Consider the following 17,885-nt stretch of genomic DNA (forward strand, 5'->3'; position numbering starts at 1 on the left):
CATCGAGTCCGGTTTTTCCCATGTATCCATTATTTCGACGAGATTCTCCCGCAAAAATTATGGTTAAACCCTTGGGATCATTTCCCTATTTCTCAATAACCACAGGGGTTCCTTCCCGAACATACGACCACATAAAATCCATGTCTTCATCCCGAACAGCTACACATCCTTCCGTCCAATTTGATGCGAGGCCAGTACCATTACCATGAATCTCTATGAATCCACCCAGAATTGTCCCCATGGGCGGAGGCGTTCCTCTTTTTTCAGCCAGCATGATGGCCTCATAATCTTTCTGACTGATCAATCCGTCCCGCTTTCCCCGCTCGGCATCTTCCGCGTTGGGATAATTCAGTAAAAAAGCGCGATAAAATTTGCTGTATGGGTTCTTCTTAACTACATAAAAGACCCCCTCTGGAGTCCGCCACTGATCAGGATCCTCTTCTGAGCCGCGAATATTTTTATCCGAGTACGCATTGTAGCCAAAATCTGCCCTGAACTCAGATAGGACCCGCATACCCTGGTGAAGTATGACCTGCTTACGCCGCTTCGAAACGAGAATCCAGATATTTGAGATCTCGTCCGCATCTACGTATCCCAAGGCTCCATCCATTGTACGCACCTGCTTCACTGATCCTTCCGACGAGACGACTGCGACAGGTTCTCTGAAGCGAAGTCGCAAGTAAGGTTTCGTCTGCTCAACATCCCGGTATAAACTGACGGCTTGACCGGTCACATAATACAGATCAGCGACTCCCCTTTCCAGAGACTGTGACGCATACGAATCAACAGAGAAGAGATTGAGTGCGATTGCTGCACAAATCGCCAGCTGCATCATAGATTTGCTAAATGACGAATGCATCGTACGGCCTTGCTCATGACTGCTCGGGATTCAGCATCCGCATCATGGGCTCAACCATTGCATTTGTAATCCCGATACTGCTGAACCCACCATCATGGTACAAAGTCTGCATGGTAACCATACGTGTCAGATCGCTCAAAAGTGTAACCGCGTAGTCTCCACAACTGTCCGCATCTGCATTTCCCAGAGGTGACATATTCTTCCCGAATTCAAACATGGCATCGAATCCGGATATACCCTGCCCCGCTGTAGTCTGGGTAGGACTCTGTGAGATCGCATTGATGCGAATCTTGTGCTCGCCAAGCCGCGCCCCCCAGGTCCGTACAATACTTTCGAGTAATGCTTTCGCATCTCCCATCTCTGAGTAATGGGAGAATGAGCGCTGTGCTCCGATATAGGAAATGGTTAGGATTGAACTTCCCTCTTTTAGGGCTTCACTCTCCATTGTATGGTGCACGATCCGGTGCAAACTAACCGCAGAGACATCTAACGTCTTAGCATACCAGTCATAATTTAATTTCTCGTACGGGCGGCGTTTACGGACATTAACTCCCATACCAATTGCATGGACGATAAAATCTATCTGCCCATAATGTTCTTTGAGTTCATTAAAGAGCGAAGACAAATCAGCGTCTTTGGTTGCATCCGCCCAAATTACAGGGCTGTCGACCGATTCAGCTAGACCCTCCAGTGTCCCCAATCGTTTTGCAACCGGAGCATTCGAAAGGGCAAATTGTGCTCCTTCCCGATGAGCTGCTTTGGCGATTGCCCAAGCAATACTACTTTCATTCAGAGCTCCAAAGATGACTCCTTTTTTGCCTTGCAACAGTCCCGAGCGTTCCATTTCTATCAAATAATCTATCACTTCAAAGTGCGGTACTTCATACAACCTCCTTTTGAACCTCAACCTTACGCTTCGAGGCAACCCTGGAGATCGCGATTTTAAGTCTGAACCACCAACAAGGTTCACAGTCTGATTATTGTGAAGTTACTCAATTCTTCCGTATTGGACTCATCCGTGACGAACCCAGTGATCTCAAGATCATGGTTACTCTGACCAACCCTCGAGCCTCGTCAGTATCGTTCGTACAAGCTCTCCCGCATATTGAAGGATAGGTGTCAACTGTCTAAGGCATTCTGACGAACTGGAGCGAGTGATGTGAGGCATCAAAAAAGCTCTGAAAACGTTTATTCCGCATGCTGTCATAATAGCAGCGGTATGATAAAGTACCATGGGGATCCACCTCCGAGAATAAGCGGGAAGGAATAAATTAATGGTCGCATTGCAACTCATCAGAAAATATCTTCGAGACGAGCAATCTCTCGTGAATTCGACCTTTTGCTTCTGATGCCTCGCATCCTGACTCAAATGCGGTTTATCTTCGGGCTGGCAGTAATTGTTTGTCTTCCCTTTTGCATGTCCTGCTCCGCTCCCCTTCCGCCGCCCAGCGAAATAGAACAAGAAACTGCCGATGCCGCCTTGGCAATCTTGTCCCAAAGCCAAACGGATGAAATTCTAAATGCGTTTGATGAAATAGCCACTTGGTCTTATTCCCGACATGATCGCACAGAAAACAGGACTGCACACGAATATGAGTCTTTTACTCGTCTAGTGAAGGTTGATACGTCTGGTTCCGTAACTGTAATCGTGGGTTCGGATTCTGTCGAAGCTCTGGATCTGTCCGGTCTAGCTGAGGCCATGATGCCCGATGATCTTCCCTATTTGATGGAACGGTTCAAAGACGAATTTTCTTACCAGATACGGGAAGACACCACTTATTGGACACGTCCGGCGTATGAGATCACAATCCAAGCCAGACCGGGCAGTGCACAGGAAGGGGTGATGGCCTCCTACATATATGATACCGCTTCCAACAAATTGATCTCTGCGAATCTTCATAATTTCAGTAGTACAATTTTGTTTGGAGAATCCTCCCGTTACCTACTCCAACTTCGTCCTATCGGCACAGCTTGGGTCCCTTATCGCTTGAGTGCACACGTTACACTGAAGCTTCCGCTTGGACAAGAGCAGATATTCGCTCGTAATGTCACATTCTACAACTACACTGATCGGTCAACAAATTAGCTCATTGCTGAGCACGAGATTTCTGGGGCGTCCGTTGTATTACATGGATGAAGTAACGTCGACAAATTCTTTAGCTCTGGAGGCAGCGAAACGGGGGGCTACGCATGGAACTGTATTTGCGGCAGATTACCAAACGTCTGGGCGTGGCCGACAGGGTCGCACTTGGAACGCAGATGCAGGATTGAACCTCACCTTCAGCATTATCCTGGATCTTCCGATTTCTGGCAACCGAATCGGGCTCTTGCCCTTGACCGCCTGTCTGGGGGTAGCCGATGCCATTGCAGATGTCGTTGCACCCTATAGACCGCAACTGAAATGGCCGAACGATATCCTGCTAAATGGCCAAAAAGTCTGTGGGATGCTTTTGCAGACCGTTGGTTCGGCCATGACTCCAATCATACTTGGAATCGGTATCAACGTGAATCAGACCGTGTTTCCCGAGGAATTAGACAAGTTTGCAACTTCCCTGTTGCTCTCTACCGGGCAGCCGATTGACCGAGCGGTTCTGATGCCATCGGTCTTATTGAACTTGGAGAAAAATCTGGAATTAATGTTAACGGATTCCTCTGCCATTCGAAAGAATTATACAAATGATCTAGTCTGGATTGGCCAAAGTTGTCGGGTTATCGGAATGGACGAGGAGATTATCGGCACACCCATCGGCATTGAGGAATCTGGAGCATTAATTTTAGAAACCAGTACTGGAACTCGTACAATTTATGCAGGCAATGTCTCGCTCCGTATGGTTGACGATTGATATCGGCAACAGCACCATTAAAATTGGCCTGTTCGCAGAAGATCGGACCCTGGCAACAGTAACTGAATCTTCCGTAGAGGAAGCCTTGACACGTATTACTACATGGAATACGCAAACCCCACCCTGCCGAATCGGGTTATGCAATGTCGTTCCGCAACAGTCCGAGGTTCTTATCTCCAAAATTGCTGAGTTCACAGATGCACCTATATTTGAGGTTAATAGTCATGCCATTTTCCCAATCCGACTCGACTATACCCCTCCTGAAAATCTAGGTCCTGACAGATTGGCTGCAGCATGTGCGGCTTGGTATCCGGGTGGCACTTCCCAAATCATCATTGATGCCGGGACCGCAATTACGATTGATGTCGTACGAGCAGATGGATCTTTCCTGGGCGGAGTGATCATGCCCAGCCCTACATTATCTAATCGCGCTTTAGCCGATTACACCGCGAAATTGCCCAATGTATCTCTGACTCCTCCAGAAGGATCGTTTGGGACATCTACGGTTGAAGCACTGCAGCACGGACTTATCTATGGGATGATTGATGGGGTCCTGGGCACAATCGCCCGTATTGAACAATTCCTTGATTCCCCATCGGTCATTACCCTGACAGGAGGCTGGTACCAAATATTAGCAGAGCACATCCCAAGGGCGCAAATCAATCGGAATCTCGTTCTTCACGGCATCAGATTGCTGATGCAGTTCAACCCGCCGCCGGAGTGACACGGATTACTTCACCCAACGTAGCCAGAAAAGAAGGCTTACAGGAAAACACCGCATAGGGACCTCCCGCCGCTGCCCAAACCTGTTCGTAGTTCAACAGATCCCCATCCACAAAAGTGGGAATGGGCTTGGGGTGGCCAATCGGTGCGACACCACCTATGGCATGGCCCGTGTGTTGTCGGACAAAATCTGCTCGGGCACGCTGGATAGGGCTGCCGACAAGGCTCTCAAGAAGTCGTTCATCCACATGATTGCTTCCACTGACCAACACTAGGATAGGGTTATCATTTACGCGGAAGACCAGAGACTTTACAATCTGGCCGAGAGCACAATTGAGTGCGGATGCGGCATCTTTTGCCGTTCGAGTAGACTCCGAAAGTTGTGTGACCTTGGTATTCACTCCAAGTGACAAAAGAATCTTCTGAACATGCCTTGCCTTTGCTGGTAGAGTCATTTTGGGTTTGCGAATTGACTTGGCCTTTCTTCCCGATGTTAACCCTACGGTGACCAACGGACACTGTCCTAAGCTTCTGGCAATCGAAAGGTTTCTGTTCTGCTTACGAATACCTGTATACATAAATGAATTCTACACTCGTTCTTTCTTTGGAAATCTATTACGTCCCTGTGAGCATTAACCAAAAAGTAGACTGCTTCGCGTTTATGTCGTAAATTTGGTCAACCTCTGTTGCTCTTCGTGATTTATGAGGCAAATACCGATCAAACGATCACCATAATTCCGGTTTAATGAGTCAGCTTTCTCTTGCAGACATTGCTAATGGACTTGATTCCCTTTTGGACAAACAAATGACGGGACAGGCCCGAATTGCTGCACACCTAGTAGCCGCTGCAGAGGGGCATGGACTCTCCCCCTCAGAGGTAATCTCTATCTTTGACAAGATCGTAGAAAAAACCGTGCTGGATGAACTCTGGGTCACGGATTCAGAGGGGATAGCCTATCTGACTACGGTTCGCGGTGAAGACGGAAAGCCAATTCAGTTTAAGTTTTCTGACGATTCCGACACCCAACCTCAAGCATCTGCCTTCTATCCATTACTCTCGGCCAGTGTTGACAGCGATGAGTGTATTACCCAAGCTGCCCAGACACGCGAAATTGATTGGAATATATTCAAGTACGTGGGGGTAAGTGGGATTGATAAACCCCGAATTGTTCAGGTCGGGAACGCCCTTGCATTCGAAGAGCAGGGACTGCTGAATAATAGCTATGCTTCACCGGTTATGACCGCTGCATTGGCTGCTTTCGGTGAAGCCGAATTGCTTTCGTCTATGTACACTTCCCGTGTAGCCGAAGTTCGATCTGTTTTTGATGCAGTGCTATCAAAGCAAATGGTTGTTCAGGCTGGACTCATCGATGCATTCTTAACTGTTGCTGAAGCTTCTGGATGGTCCGTGGCAGAGACAAATAGCCGTCTGCATCGAATTGTCAAGACCACTCCCATCTCAGAAATAGAAATTGCAACTACTGGTGGCCAGATTGTATTATCCAGCTCCGCACCCTATGGGAAACTGCGCTATCCCGAATCTCTGCAGGCAATCAACGTAGATGTAATGGATGTCGTGGATCATCCATCCATTGCACATGATGAAAGCCATCCTTCAGAAAAGACAGTCACAGTTTATAGCCCTGGTCTTACAAGGATTGTACAAATCACGACCCTCCTGGACGACAGCTCATTGGTTTCACCACGCTTCAGAATTCCTGATTAGGCGCAAGTTTGGCTCTTTCCTTTTTGTGGGTAAGTAAGCCGTCTTTAGGGATCTATCAGATAATGGCCCGTTTCTCGTACACAGTCTTTCTCAGTGCTCTAGGCGTCGGGCGGAAATAAACGGCGTCAATTCGCCAGCCCCGGGGAAACCACGATCAGCGGGGGAAGGAGCTACCCAATCAGCGTGGCAAGCCTCGATTTCCATAAGCCCATCGGAGCGGAAAGTGATAAACGTATATAGCGCATGTGTGTATGGTGCCATGCGCCCGTATTCTGCTCCAACCCAATAGTAGGAAGCGCTGTTTATCCACAGATAATGGATGCCATTTTTGCGTGTGTGCCGATCGATATGGTGATGACCGCAAAAGCAGGCCACCACCTTGCTGTCGGACACGTTACTGTTGTGCTCTTCCAGTACGGCTTCGATGGCGCTGCTAGCCTCAGGCATGGAGGTTGGAAGCCCAAGGCCTTGGTGTACAAATACCACTATCGGAAGGGCTGATTTGGCGAGGTCATCACGGAGCCAAGCCAGCTGAGCGTCGTCAGCGTAGCCGCGCAGAGAGGCATCTACATAGAAATTAGCTTCGCTGTAGGGCGTATAACCTTCATCCGTTTTCAGATTGTTCCGGTCAAGAACTACCACATGATAGGGACCGAAATCGAAGGAATAGTAGCGAGCTGGCATGCCCCACTTTTGAACAATAGCATCCTTGGACACAAAATCCATGTCATGGTTACCGAGTACATGGTACCCCGGGCCTTTAAACGAATTCCATAGGTCTAGGCACTCTTCACTTTCTTTGGTGCCAAAATTGAAATCCCCCAACTGTAGAATGGCATCAGGTTTGCGCTCGGCAACAGCTCGCATGAACGTTTCCAGTCGCTCCATCGCCCGTGGTTCTAGGCCATGATGCAAATCTGCTATCACACCAAGACAAACGGAATCGGTCTGGGCTACACTGCGACCCGGACTGAGAAAAAGGCACCCTGCACCAATCTTCAGCAGCTCCCGACGTGATATCTGTCGTGGTATCATATCCCTGATTCAAAAGCCTTTGATATTTTCGGAACGCATGACCGTCGTGCTTCTGGTAACGACATTCTCTATTAGCCCAAGGTACGATATAATTCCCTATTGTCGGGAGCACAAATTCTTTCCTAGGCTAGTCACGTACCCGGTTCAGGGGAATGGAGCCTGAACCCATCATTACCCGAGAACTCTTCTAATCACCAACCCTTGTGGAAACACAAAAACCGAACTCTACCAGAGCGTGAGGAATACGCTGAATGCGGTTCAATGCCGCCCTTACGATGTTCTTTTTGCGCTTATGGTGAAGCACTTTGACTCCCAAGGTGACGGTGGTGCTCTATCTTCATGCAAAGACCCATGATGACATCCAAACCGCCGGCAGTCGCGATTGCAGCCGCTTCTTTGCTGAAGATGTTGAGTTGCAACCAAAGCGCTTTGGCACTAATTCGTACGGCCTGCTCCGCATGCTCTGGACACTCGTGCGATGGCCGGAATACATTTACAATATCAACCGGCTCAGGAATGTCCGCAACCTTCCTGTATACCTTTTCTCCTAAAATACGCTCAGCCTTTGGGTGAACTGGTATAACCTTGAAACCCCTGTTTTGAAGAAAACTTGCTACGACATGACTATCTTTCTGAGGACTCGTTGATAATCCTACAACGGCAATCGTTCGAGAGGAATCCAGGATTCGATGAACCAAATGTGGGTCCTGATATTTTGCAACCTGCTCCAGACTAAGATTGCCAAATAAGTCACATGAAGAACCGTCTCGCAATTTCATAATAAATCTCTTAAGTTTAGATAGACACCATAATTTCAATTTCGGGCATTCTTCGAGCAGAAAAACGAACGAAGTTTTCAATGAGGCCTTCCCCAGGGACGGAGTATTCCTCACATGCACCATGAAAATACAATCTCACTGCCACACAGCTGGCATCCCGGCTGATTTAGTTCACCCTATTCTGAACTCCCAGTACATCTTCACAGAGCTTACTCCTGGGAGAACTACTACCATCTTTGTCTAGCTCTATCCACTGTACTGCGAGACTCAAACAGAACAGACAAATCAATGCTTAGACCTGTTGAACACCACCATCAGATCTGATGAGCGAACCCTTTCACATGTTCAAGGCGAACGGAAAACTATCACGAAAATTCTACGAAGCAGAGTTGGCGAAGCTGCATCTACGCCTCGTCATTCTTCAGCGCTATATCCGGGTCAAAAAGAAACGTGTCGTTGTAGTGTTTGAAGGCAGAGATGCAGCGGGGAAAGGAGGAACCATCAAGCGCATTACGGCACCCCTGAATCCACGCATCTGCCGTGTCGTTGCCCTCCCCAAACCCACAGATCGTGAATCTACTCAATGGTATTTCCAGAGATATGCACATCATTTACCTGCTTCTGGTGAACTGGTCCTCTTTGATCGGAGTTGGTACAATCGTGCAGGAGTTGAACGCGTGATGGGCTACTGCTCCGAAGAGGAGTATTGGGAATTTCTTCGACAATGCCCAATATTTGAGCGTATGCTGATTGAAAGCGGCACAACCCTAATTAAATATTGGTTTTCTGTGAGCGCTGAGGAACAGGAGCGTAGATTCCGTCGCCGTATGGAAGACCCAAAACGGAGATGGAAACTCAGCCCAATGGACTTAGAATCAAGATCCCGGTGGGTGGATTATTCCCGGGCCAAGGACCAGATGTTTCTACATACGGATCTTCCCGACTCTCCTTGGTGGGTAGTCGAAGCAGACGACAAGCGCCGTGCAAGGTTAAACTGTATCAATCATCTCCTCTCAAAAATCCCCCATGAGACCATTGAACGTAAAAAGGTAGTTCTGCCTCCATTACAAACCGAGCAAGGTTACGTTCGCCCTGCAATGGAAACGCAGCGGATTGTGACCGACCAGTTCGGCGCGCCGAATTCCCCCACCCTTGACCCGAGCGAGACGGCTCAAGAGTAGCCGCTGATCAGTCAGCGACTACCGAGGGAGAGAGCTACCAAATTCATCGAGCCTGCTACTCACTCGCGGAGTAGGAGTTTGGTTTGGGCGAGGATATCAAGAGTATTGAATAGATCCTCCCGTACCAATCAGATTACTCTGAATTTTTTCCGCTGCTTGCATTGAGTACACCACTGCCAATGGCGACCCCCAAGGCACCCAATAATGGATTTAGCCAGACGTACCACATGGGTACAATACTCTGCCCCATCGCTTCCATGATTGACGGGGTCACTTCACGAACAGTCTCCATATCTCCCTGGTTTGTCGTCAACGCAGTGACAACCCCGAGAACAATAATCAGTGCAATCAAATACTTTGCAGCAACATAGTTACCTGCAATCCGAGTACAAATCTTACCGCCCAACCAAGCTGATCCAAGTCCAACAATAATGCTCAGGATCACCCATGTCGTGGAAACATTCCATGAGCCAGTTTGATACGACCCCTCGGCTCCCAAGATGAGATAGGCCAGACTATATATTACCATGATTGTAATCGCGATCGCAAAATAGCTGGCAACCACGGCCAATAGATTCATCCAGAATTTTCGCATGTTATCAGTAGAAGTGGATCCCAAAAATACTCATTCCGCAAATAAAAACCTGCCTCAAAAAACCACCACTGCCGGACAAAAATACCTACTACAGCTCCAACACCTGAACCATGGCCTCTCTGTATGCATATAGGTATAATTGACTCGTATCCTCTCTAAATGATCAGTATCCTTCATGGACTTGACTGCCCCTAATCTTATCCAGGATTTGCCGGCGGCAAACCCTGACATAGACCCGATTATTCAATTTGAGGAGTGGTTCGCCTTTGCACAGAATGCGAATATCTATCTCCCTGAAGCCATGACGCTCGCAACGACTACATCAGATGGGTTCCCGAGTGCACGAATTGTACTTCTCAAACAGGTCAGCCAGAAAGGATTCGTGTTCTTCACCAACTATGAGAGTCGTAAAGGATGTGAGTTGGACTCTAATCCCAAGGCCGCACTCGTCCTTCATTGGGCTACGCTTGAGCGCCAAATAAGAATTGAAGGACCAGTCGAACGAATTACGAGAGAGGAAAGCGAAGTTTATTTTCAGTCCCGCCCACGAGGAAGCCGTATTGGTGCGTGGGCTTCTGATCAAAGCAGTACACTACGGGATCGGTCACACTTGAAAGAGCGTGTGCATTACTTTGAACAAAAATATGCAGGCCAAGAGGTCCCCCTCCCCGAACGCTGGGGAGGATTCCGGGTTCTCCCCGAGAAAATAGAATTCTGGCAAGGTCGGCAAAGTCGCCTACATGAACGACTGGTCTACACAAAGTTACCCTCGGGGCATTGGGACACGGAGTTGCTTTTCCCCTAATTCTCCGCTCCAGAAAGTGAACGGTTTAAATACCCGCAGATGCCATGATCAGAAGAGTTCCCAGGGATGCTCTTTCTCTTCTTCAACCCAATCTGCTCGCACGCTGAGGAGTTTTTCTTGAACCGACAAGCTGTCCTCCACCGGTTCCGGCCTTGTATAGGTTCCCTCTGCAGTCAAGTATCTGGCCTTAACAGAATCCTGCAAATACGATTCCAGCACCGTGTCCCGGAGATAACGTACGTAATTTTTATCCTGAATTGGGAATAATACCTCTACCCGCCGGTTGAGATTACGGGGCATCAGGTCAGCACTCCCCAAGTAGATCTCCTCTTTTCCTCCATTGGAAAAGTAATAGATTCGACTATGTTCAAGGAAGCGACTCACGATACTGATTACTCGAATATTTTCACTTAGACCTGGAATTCCAGGCTTTAAACAGCAGATTCCCCGCACTAACAGGTCAATCTGAAGCCCCTCCTGAGATGCCCGATAAAGCTGACGAATCATCTTCTCATCAACGAGGGCGTTGGTTTTAAGGATCAGACGCGCCTCTCGACCCGCTTTTTGATGGTCAATTTCGCGGTGAATTAATTCGGTAAGGCGCTTCCTCATATTGATTGGCGCTACCAGTAGCTTGCGATAATCTCGCTTCTCCGAATAGCCCGTTAAAAAATTGAAAAGATCGGAGACATCCGCTCCAATCTTGGGATTAACCGTAAAGAACCCCAGGTCTTCATAAACGTGTGCGGTAATGCTATTATAGTTGCCTGTGGAAAGATGCACATACCGACGTATTTGACGCCCTTCATTCCGGATCACCAATGCGATTTTCGAGTGAGTCTTGAGTCCGATAAGGCCGTAAATTACATGGACCCCTTCCCGCTCCAGCACACGTGCCCAGCCAATATTACTTGCCTCATCAAAACGGGCTTTCAATTCGACCAACACTGCAACCTGCTTCCCATTCTCCCTTGCCTTCATCAGAGCATTAACAATTGGAGACTGGTTTCCTACACGATAAAGTGTCATCTTGATTGCAAGTACATCAGGATCTGATGCGGCAGCCTCCAAAAACTCAATCACAGGGGAGAATGAATCGTACGGATGATGAACCAGATGATTTTGAGACCTCAATGCCTTGAAAAAATCTCCATCACGGGTTTCCGATTTGAGCCTCAAAGGTGTAAAGGGCATAAACGGGGGATATTTGAGATCAAATCGATCAATCCCTGACGCAGCCTCCATCAAACTCTCAATTCCCAAGGGCCCGTCAACTACTACAATGTCCTCCTCGTCCGTGCCCATATTCTCAATCAGGAGCCTGAGTACCCGCTTGGGCATATCCGCATTTACCGTGAGTCGCAATACAGAACCGAGACGTCGCTGACGAACCCCCTCCTCCATCGTTTCCAATAAATCGTCTGCCTCCAATTCCTGGATTGTCATATCCGCACTTCGTGTGACTCTAAACGGATATGCTGCCTTGACTTCCATACCGGGAAAAAGAGATTGAAGGTTTGCTGCAATGACTTCTTCTACCCATACGAACGAAAAAATCCTTCGGGTATTTCCGCCCACCTGTATCGTCCAAGGGTCGGAAACTACAGACATTAAACGATCAATGGGTCTAGGAACCTTTACCCGCGCAAAACGCTCGCCGCCAAGTTCATCCTTGATGATGACAGCCAAATTGAGGCTCAGGTTCGAGATGTGTGGAAAAGGATGGGATGGATCCACAGCTAGAGGAGTTAAAACCGGAAATATTGTCCGCTTATATCTTTTTGTCGCTTCGGCCTTTTGAGTATCTGTTAATTCCGAATAGCTCAAGATTTGGACCCCTACCGCCGCCAATTCTGGAATCATTGTAGACAGGAGATAGTGGTGAGCACTCTGCATCAGAGTATGGGCTCCCTCTCTCACGGCCGAAAGCAGTTCTGTTGGGGTCTGCCCGTCAATTGAAAGATCCGTGATACCACTGGCAACCTGCTTCTTGAGTCCCCCGATACGCACCATGTAGAATTCGTCCAAATTCGAGCCAACGATCGAAAGGAACTTCAGTCGCTCCAATAGCGGATTAGCCTCGTCTTGGGCTTCTTCAAATACCCTGTATTGAAAATCTAGCAGACTCAATTCCCTGTTATTGTACAGGGAAGGATCCTTGAGGTCCTCTACAACGCTCGGAGTGTTGCTGTCAATAACTTCCATATTCATTTTTTGGCCATATCTAGTCAGATTTTTCTCGACAAAGTTCCATGTTGCTGTGCAAGATAGATGGCTCAACAGTGGGATTCTCTGTTAAAATTGGTTACACAAACTTATAACTCGTTTAACCTACAGTTAACATCTAATAGCGTTTCATAGCATTAAATACATCCCGAAAGCCTCTTGTTTATACTTTCTCAGATTCATTATGTCTTTCGGTATTCTCCGCCTGGCTGGTACAGTTCCGGTTCTTCTACTCTTCTTCTCACTCCAAGTCAACGCCCAAGTAGGCACGATCGCAGGTCTCATTGTTGACGGCGAAAATGGCGAGACCCTTATTGGAGCTACTGCTACAATAGATGGCTCTACACTTGGAGATGCCACCGACCTGAATGGAAGGTACGAATTTATTGCCGAGCCTGGTACATACACGATGAGGTTCGCTTATTTGGGCTTCTCCACTGTAATGGTAGAAAATGTGGTTGTGGTCGCTGGAGAAATTACCCGACTAGAGATCGAACTCCTCCCCGAAGCACTCTCTTACGGAGAAGTAGTGATTACAGCAGATGCAATCGAAGGTTCAGAGGCGAGGCTACTGCGAGAACGTGCCAAATCCGTAGCCGTCAGTGACGCAATTGACTCCGAGTCAATCAGTCGATCCGGCTCTGGCGATGCCGCGGCTGCCATGACCAAGGTAACCGGGGCCTCTGTCGTAGGTGGCCGCTATGTATACATAAGGGGACTCGGTGATCGTTATGCCAATACGACACTCAACGGATCCACACTGCCCAGTGCAGATCCTGATCGAAAAGCATTTCAGCTAGATCTATTTCCCGCAGCTCTACTGGAAAATATTGTCACTCTAAAAACATTTACTCCAGATAAACCCGGCGATTTTAGCGGTGGTCTGGTGGATGTAGCAACAAAAACCTTCCCCGAGTCCTTTACGCTGCAGTTGTCTGCATCTATGACATACGACGATCAGTCCAGCAGGATTGACCACTTTCTTTCTTATGCAGGCAGCAGCACTGACTGGCTTGGATATGATAATGGCTCCCGTGCATTACCAAAGGTTCTAGAAAACAAAGACCCAGAGGATCAATTACCAAGAGAATCCGACCTTCGTGATGTACGTCGCGGAGTGACCAACGAAATCCGGACCGATCGTGCGGATTCGCTGAATGCTTTTGCACGAGCATTTAATGGAGTGATGGCACCTAGTCATCGATCTACGCCCGTCAATCACAGTTTTTCTGCTGCAGCGGGCGGAAGGATGAAATTGTTTGGTCGACCACTCGGAGTCACCGGCAGCCTCACTTATGGGAGAAGCTACAGCTACTACGATGACGGGGTCTTCAGCCAGTGGCGTTTAGTCGGTGGAGACGTGAACTCCATTGAGAATCTATCCAGTACGACGTATTTCGGACCGAATCCCGATCTCGATGTAATTACGCGGGCAGATCCAAGGGAGGCCTCCTCATTTGCAAACATTCGAGGTAGTGATGAAGCCAACTGGGGGGCATCCGGGACAATTGCGTTCCAGCCCAGCGACAATCATGAGTTGGTCGCCACGATCCTGCGTACCCAAAGTGGGACGAGCCAATCTACCTTGTTAGGTGGCTTTCGTGATCAAACCGGCGGGACAACATTCATAACGCGTGCCCTTAGCTATCAGGAACGTGCCCTTCAAAGTTTCCAGTTAAGGGGTGAACATGCGATTGCTCCCCTTCAAATTGAATGGAAGGCTTCAATTGCGAGTAATTCTCAGGACGAACCTGACTTGCGATTCTTCTCCTCCACCCAGAATATCCGGGAAAATTCTTCGGGTATTGATACGACTTACTCACTCGGGGGAGGGAATGCACCTCCTCCTCAGCGCTACTTTCGTGACCTGAATGAGGATAGCCGTGGTGCCGTAGTGGATATCACGATCCCCTTTCGACAATGGTCAGGTTTGGGGGCACGCGTGAAGTTCGGGGGACGTTACGACCTGTCCGAACGAGAATTCCGACAGCGTCGGTTCGAATATCACGAAGGCCGGGAGATTGACTACAGAGACTTCGAGGGAAATGCCGAAAACTACTTCTCTGAGGAAAATTTCGGCGTATTAGATACACTTCAGGTGGGCGATCTTGTTGGATATAACGCCGGCTTATATCTCCAGGAAAACTCACCTGCCCGTGCTAACTACGATGCCTCTCGTGACATTATCGCGGGATATCTAATGTTAGAGCTGCCGCTCACACCTAAGCTAAAACTCGTTGGTGGAGTCCGATCAGAATCGACCGAAATCGTAACTGAGAGCTATGACCTAACGCTGCCGGACTCCCTGCGCAGAGGAGTACTCGATAATCCCGACTGGCTACCATCCATGAACGTAGTGTATGCGATCAACGAAAGCATGAATTTTCGTCTAGCGGCTACGAGAACACTTGCACGCCCTACGTATCGAGAACTCGCCCCTTTTCAGAGCTTCAATTTTGTTGGGGGTGACATCCAGGAAGGTAATCCCTTACTCAACCGAACACTGATTACCAACTATGATATTCGATGGGAGATGTTTGCCCGAGCTGGAGAGATTCTTGCCGTGAGCGCATTTTACAAGGTCTTCCAAGACCCTATTGAGCGCGTCCTGCGCAATGTTGGAGAAGGTCGATTCGTGTCATTCCAAAATGTGGATCATGCCCGTGTATTTGGTGCTGAATTTGAAGCACGCAAACGACTCAACAACTGGACCAATCTCCCAATTCTGAGAGACCTATCAATTAGTGGAAATTTCTCATTGGTCCGCTCTCAGGTAGATATTCCCGAAGATGAAATGATCATCATTCGCGCCTCGGATCCAAATGCCAGTAATTCCCGCTCGCTGGAGGGGCAATCCCCCTTTCTTCTGAATCTGAGTACGAGTTACGAAAATTATAAGCTGGGGACCATCATTGGGGTCTACTATACGGTCTTTGGTGATCGACTCCTGTCCGTCACCGAAGGGGCAACCCCTGATGTTTTTGAAAAAGCCCGGAGCGACCTGGATGTTACTATCACTCAAGACCTACCTGCGAATCTGCGACTAAAAATCACGGCGAAAAACTTACTCGGGTCAGATGTCCGCCAGATTCAAACGTTCAAAAATCGGGCCTACGACTATATCTCCTATTCAAGATCCCGAACGCTTGGAATTGGGATCAGCTATGTAATTGACTAACCTACTCTTCCACAAATGTGGATTTGTACCCAAGCTTCCCCGTCAGACCAATACACTAATCTGCGAAGGCTTCGCTGTGTATCACGTTAAGGGAATTCTGCGCAGCTCGCGGCACTTAACCCAAAAGCTCTCACTGCTCAAACCTAATCCTATGAAATGTTGTTGTACTGCTCGTCTTGCTGCGCTCCTGCTAGTTGTACTCTCCATGGATGCTGTGGCACAAACTGATGATGTTGAATCTCGTCCCGAGGTTACGGTAACGGATGATGACATCAATGCTGACGATGTAGTTCGATGGACTTCCGATAACGTATATGTTTTGGATGGCCTCGTTATCGTTGAGGATGGAGCCCAACTGCATATTGCTGCAGGAACCGTAATTAAAGCAGAAGACAGAACTGGACCAGATGCGTCTGCACTTGTGATTGCCCGCGGTGGTCAAATATTTGCCGAAGGAACAGCAACACAACCCATCATATTCACCTCAGTCCAGGATAGAATCTCCAGCGTAGATTTCCTCACCTATACAGATCGTGGGCTCTGGGGAGGGCTCGTCATTTTGGGTCATGCCACAACTAATAATCCAGGGGATGCTGCCGGCGACTATAAAGAGATTGAAGGGGTGAATGAACTCGTACCTGATGGGGATACCCGTGCTGAATATGGCGGAGACAATGACGATGACAATTCAGGCGTCGTACGCTATACATCCATCCGTCACACCGGAATTAACATCGGTGAATCAGATGGTAACGAGATCCAAGGACTCACTCTGGGTGGCGTTGGATCCGGCACGGTACTTGAAAATATTGAAGTCTATGCCAGCGGTGACGATGGTGTAGAGTTCTTCGGTGGCACCGTAAATCTTAAGTATTTCGTGAGTGTTTTCAATTCTGATGATGCCATTGACTGGGACCAGGGTTGGCGCGGAAAGGGGCAGTTCTGGTTTGTGCTTCAGGCACCAGATAAAGCTGGCGCTGCCGCTGAGCAGGATGGTGCAGGTGGAGATGAATTCTTCAAACCCTACGCGATCCCACGAATCTACAATGTTACCTATGTCGGCGCCGGATCGGATGCTTCCCCCGAATCAGATCGCGGCGAAATGCTCATGTTCCGTGATAATACAGGCGGGTTCTACCATAACTCAATCTTCACCCAGTTCAACACAGATAAGGGAGGACATGCACTCCAGATTGAGGACATTGATAAAACCGGTAGCACGACGGAAGACAGCCGACGACGGTTTGAAACAGGCGATCTTGGACTGACCCATAATATCTGGTGGGACTTCGGTGTCGGACCTGAGCTGACCTCTTGGGTTGCAGGCTCCGATCAGGGATTTGTAGCCGCTGTAGTTTCTTACCTTACATCCAATGGCAACACTGCAGCGGATCCGCAGCTACGAGGAATTGAACGTGGCACCGAAGGAACTGGAATGCTTGACCCAAGGCCACATGCCGGGAGCCCCGCATTCACCAATCCCAGAGCCAGCTATCCTGAAAATGATGCTTTCTTTTCTGCTACCGACTATATCGGTGCATTTGGCCACTCAAATTGGCTCAGCGGATGGACCGCACTAGATGAACTCGGATACTTGACAGATCTTGCGACTTCAGTTGAAGGGGCCTTCACAGAAGAATTACCTTCTGAGATTTCGCTTGACCAGAATTATCCCAATCCATTTAATCCCATCACCACGATCAAATTCAACCTTGATTACACACAGAACATAACCCTTGGAGTGTACGACCTTAGGGGTCGGCAGATAGCTCAGTTGATCAACGCTCCAAAAACGGCGGGCACTTATCGTGTCACGTTTGACGGAAGTCAACTCGCAAGCGGATTGTATATTTACCAACTGCAGACCGAGAACCAGGTATTTACTCGCAAAATGACACTACTCAAATAGGGCCGAATAATCTATATGGTACGAAA

Annotated in this window: 15 protein-coding genes; 8 read left to right on the top strand and 7 right to left on the bottom strand. The window is 48.4% G+C overall.

What is annotated here, in order from left to right; translation table 11 throughout:
- Window positions 1-85: 85 nt before the first annotated feature.
- Window positions 86-859: a murein L,D-transpeptidase gene (locus F4Y64_09060; protein MXX97744.1), complete on the bottom strand. Its 774-nt coding sequence runs from the start codon at window positions 857-859 to the stop codon at window positions 86-88.
- 13 nt (window positions 860-872) lie between these two features.
- Window positions 873-1,703, bottom strand: a complete 831-nt coding sequence (locus F4Y64_09065; protein MXX97745.1) for an enoyl-ACP reductase — start codon at window positions 1,701-1,703, stop codon at window positions 873-875.
- A 504-nt stretch (window positions 1,704-2,207) separates the two neighbouring features.
- Between F4Y64_09065 and F4Y64_09070 the strand changes: the two genes are divergently transcribed.
- Genes F4Y64_09070 through F4Y64_09080 form a run of 3 tightly spaced genes read left to right on the top strand, consistent with a single transcriptional unit; the run spans window position 2,208 to window position 4,426 of the window.
- Window positions 2,208-2,945: a hypothetical protein gene (locus tag F4Y64_09070; GenBank protein MXX97746.1), complete on the top strand. Its 738-nt coding sequence runs from the start codon at window positions 2,208-2,210 to the stop codon at window positions 2,943-2,945.
- Window positions 2,905-3,702, top strand: a complete 798-nt coding sequence (locus F4Y64_09075) for a biotin--[acetyl-CoA-carboxylase] ligase (GenBank protein ID MXX97747.1) — start codon at window positions 2,905-2,907, stop codon at window positions 3,700-3,702. The genes F4Y64_09070 and F4Y64_09075 overlap by 41 nt, the downstream gene beginning before the upstream one ends.
- Window positions 3,665-4,426 carry a type III pantothenate kinase gene (locus F4Y64_09080; GenBank protein MXX97748.1) on the top strand — a complete coding sequence of 254 codons (762 nt, stop codon included), beginning with the start codon at window positions 3,665-3,667 and terminating at the stop codon, window positions 4,424-4,426. Before F4Y64_09075 ends, F4Y64_09080 begins: the two co-directional genes overlap by 38 nt.
- Here F4Y64_09080 and F4Y64_09085 read toward each other — a convergent pair.
- Window positions 4,407-4,880 (bottom strand): YbaK/EbsC family protein, encoded by a 474-nt coding sequence (locus tag F4Y64_09085; GenBank protein ID MXX97749.1) that lies wholly within the window; start codon window positions 4,878-4,880, stop codon window positions 4,407-4,409. The two genes, F4Y64_09080 and F4Y64_09085, sit on opposite strands and share 20 nt — an antisense overlap.
- Before the next feature lie 290 nt (window positions 4,881-5,170).
- Between F4Y64_09085 and F4Y64_09090 the strand changes: the two genes are divergently transcribed.
- Complete coding sequence (locus F4Y64_09090) at window positions 5,171-6,151, top strand: hypothetical protein (GenBank protein ID MXX97750.1); 981 nt, start codon at window positions 5,171-5,173, stop codon at window positions 6,149-6,151.
- A gap of 90 nt (window positions 6,152-6,241) precedes the next feature.
- On the opposite strand, the gene F4Y64_09095 is transcribed toward F4Y64_09090, so the two are convergent.
- Both F4Y64_09095 and F4Y64_09100 read right to left on the bottom strand, forming a co-directional pair.
- A complete protein-coding gene (locus F4Y64_09095) occupies window positions 6,242-7,186 on the bottom strand; it encodes a metallophosphoesterase (GenBank protein ID MXX97751.1) in 945 nt (314 codons plus the stop codon).
- 290 nt (window positions 7,187-7,476) lie between these two features.
- Entirely contained in the window at window positions 7,477-7,965 is a 489-nt protein-coding gene (locus tag F4Y64_09100) for a CoA-binding protein (protein ID MXX97752.1), read from the bottom strand.
- 341 nt (window positions 7,966-8,306) lie between these two features.
- Between F4Y64_09100 and ppk2 the strand changes: the two genes are divergently transcribed.
- Window positions 8,307-9,146, top strand: coding sequence for a polyphosphate kinase 2 (gene ppk2 / locus F4Y64_09105; GenBank protein MXX97753.1), 840 nt, complete (start codon window positions 8,307-8,309; stop codon window positions 9,144-9,146).
- Between the two features lie 133 nt (window positions 9,147-9,279).
- On the opposite strand, the gene F4Y64_09110 is transcribed toward ppk2, so the two are convergent.
- Complete coding sequence (locus F4Y64_09110) at window positions 9,280-9,741, bottom strand: hypothetical protein (GenBank protein ID MXX97754.1); 462 nt, start codon at window positions 9,739-9,741, stop codon at window positions 9,280-9,282.
- Window positions 9,742-9,916: 175 nt separating this feature from the next.
- Here F4Y64_09110 and pdxH point away from each other — a divergent pair, with 175 nt between their 5' ends.
- Window positions 9,917-10,546, top strand: coding sequence for a pyridoxamine 5'-phosphate oxidase (gene pdxH / locus F4Y64_09115; protein MXX97755.1), 630 nt, complete (start codon window positions 9,917-9,919; stop codon window positions 10,544-10,546).
- Window positions 10,547-10,594: 48 nt separating this feature from the next.
- On the opposite strand, the gene ppk1 is transcribed toward pdxH, so the two are convergent.
- The gene (ppk1, locus tag F4Y64_09120) at window positions 10,595-12,751 is read right to left on the bottom strand and encodes a polyphosphate kinase 1 (GenBank protein MXX97756.1); all 2,157 of its coding nucleotides are present in this window, start codon (window positions 12,749-12,751) and stop codon (window positions 10,595-10,597) included.
- Between the two features lie 205 nt (window positions 12,752-12,956).
- On the opposite strand from ppk1, the gene F4Y64_09125 reads away from it, so the two are divergent.
- Window positions 12,957-15,950, top strand: a complete 2,994-nt coding sequence (locus F4Y64_09125; GenBank protein MXX97757.1) for an outer membrane beta-barrel protein — start codon at window positions 12,957-12,959, stop codon at window positions 15,948-15,950.
- Window positions 15,951-16,101: 151 nt separating this feature from the next.
- Window positions 16,102-17,859: a T9SS type A sorting domain-containing protein gene (locus F4Y64_09130; protein MXX97758.1), complete on the top strand. Its 1,758-nt coding sequence runs from the start codon at window positions 16,102-16,104 to the stop codon at window positions 17,857-17,859.
- Window positions 17,860-17,885: the final 26 nt, after the last annotated feature.

The sequence above is a fragment of the Rhodothermaceae bacterium genome, from assembly GCA_009838195.1.
Lineage (GTDB): Bacteria > Bacteroidota > Rhodothermia > Rhodothermales > Bin80 > Bin80.

What these genes read in the sequence shown, in the direction of transcription:
- F4Y64_09060 (MXX97744.1), bottom strand. Translation starts at nt 859, where the DNA reads ATGCATTCGTCATTTAGCAAATCTATGATGCAGCTGGCGATTTGTGCA.
- F4Y64_09065 (MXX97745.1), bottom strand. Translation starts at nt 1,703, where the DNA reads ATGGAACGCTCGGGACTGTTGCAAGGCAAAAAAGGAGTCATCTTTGGA.
- F4Y64_09070 (MXX97746.1), top strand. Translation starts at nt 2,208, where the DNA reads ATGCCTCGCATCCTGACTCAAATGCGGTTTATCTTCGGGCTGGCAGTA.
- F4Y64_09075 (MXX97747.1), top strand. Translation starts at nt 2,905, where the DNA reads ATGTCACATTCTACAACTACACTGATCGGTCAACAAATTAGCTCATTG.
- F4Y64_09080 (MXX97748.1), top strand. Translation starts at nt 3,665, where the DNA reads ATGCAGGCAATGTCTCGCTCCGTATGGTTGACGATTGATATCGGCAAC.
- F4Y64_09085 (MXX97749.1), bottom strand. Translation starts at nt 4,880, where the DNA reads ATGACTCTACCAGCAAAGGCAAGGCATGTTCAGAAGATTCTTTTGTCA.
- F4Y64_09090 (MXX97750.1), top strand. Translation starts at nt 5,171, where the DNA reads ATGAGTCAGCTTTCTCTTGCAGACATTGCTAATGGACTTGATTCCCTT.
- F4Y64_09095 (MXX97751.1), bottom strand. Translation starts at nt 7,186, where the DNA reads ATGATACCACGACAGATATCACGTCGGGAGCTGCTGAAGATTGGTGCA.
- F4Y64_09100 (MXX97752.1), bottom strand. Translation starts at nt 7,965, where the DNA reads ATGAAATTGCGAGACGGTTCTTCATGTGACTTATTTGGCAATCTTAGT.
- ppk2 (MXX97753.1), top strand. Translation starts at nt 8,307, where the DNA reads ATGTTCAAGGCGAACGGAAAACTATCACGAAAATTCTACGAAGCAGAG.
- F4Y64_09110 (MXX97754.1), bottom strand. Translation starts at nt 9,741, where the DNA reads ATGCGAAAATTCTGGATGAATCTATTGGCCGTGGTTGCCAGCTATTTT.
- pdxH (MXX97755.1), top strand. Translation starts at nt 9,917, where the DNA reads ATGGACTTGACTGCCCCTAATCTTATCCAGGATTTGCCGGCGGCAAAC.
- ppk1 (MXX97756.1), bottom strand. Translation starts at nt 12,751, where the DNA reads ATGGAAGTTATTGACAGCAACACTCCGAGCGTTGTAGAGGACCTCAAG.
- F4Y64_09125 (MXX97757.1), top strand. Translation starts at nt 12,957, where the DNA reads ATGTCTTTCGGTATTCTCCGCCTGGCTGGTACAGTTCCGGTTCTTCTA.
- F4Y64_09130 (MXX97758.1), top strand. Translation starts at nt 16,102, where the DNA reads ATGAAATGTTGTTGTACTGCTCGTCTTGCTGCGCTCCTGCTAGTTGTA.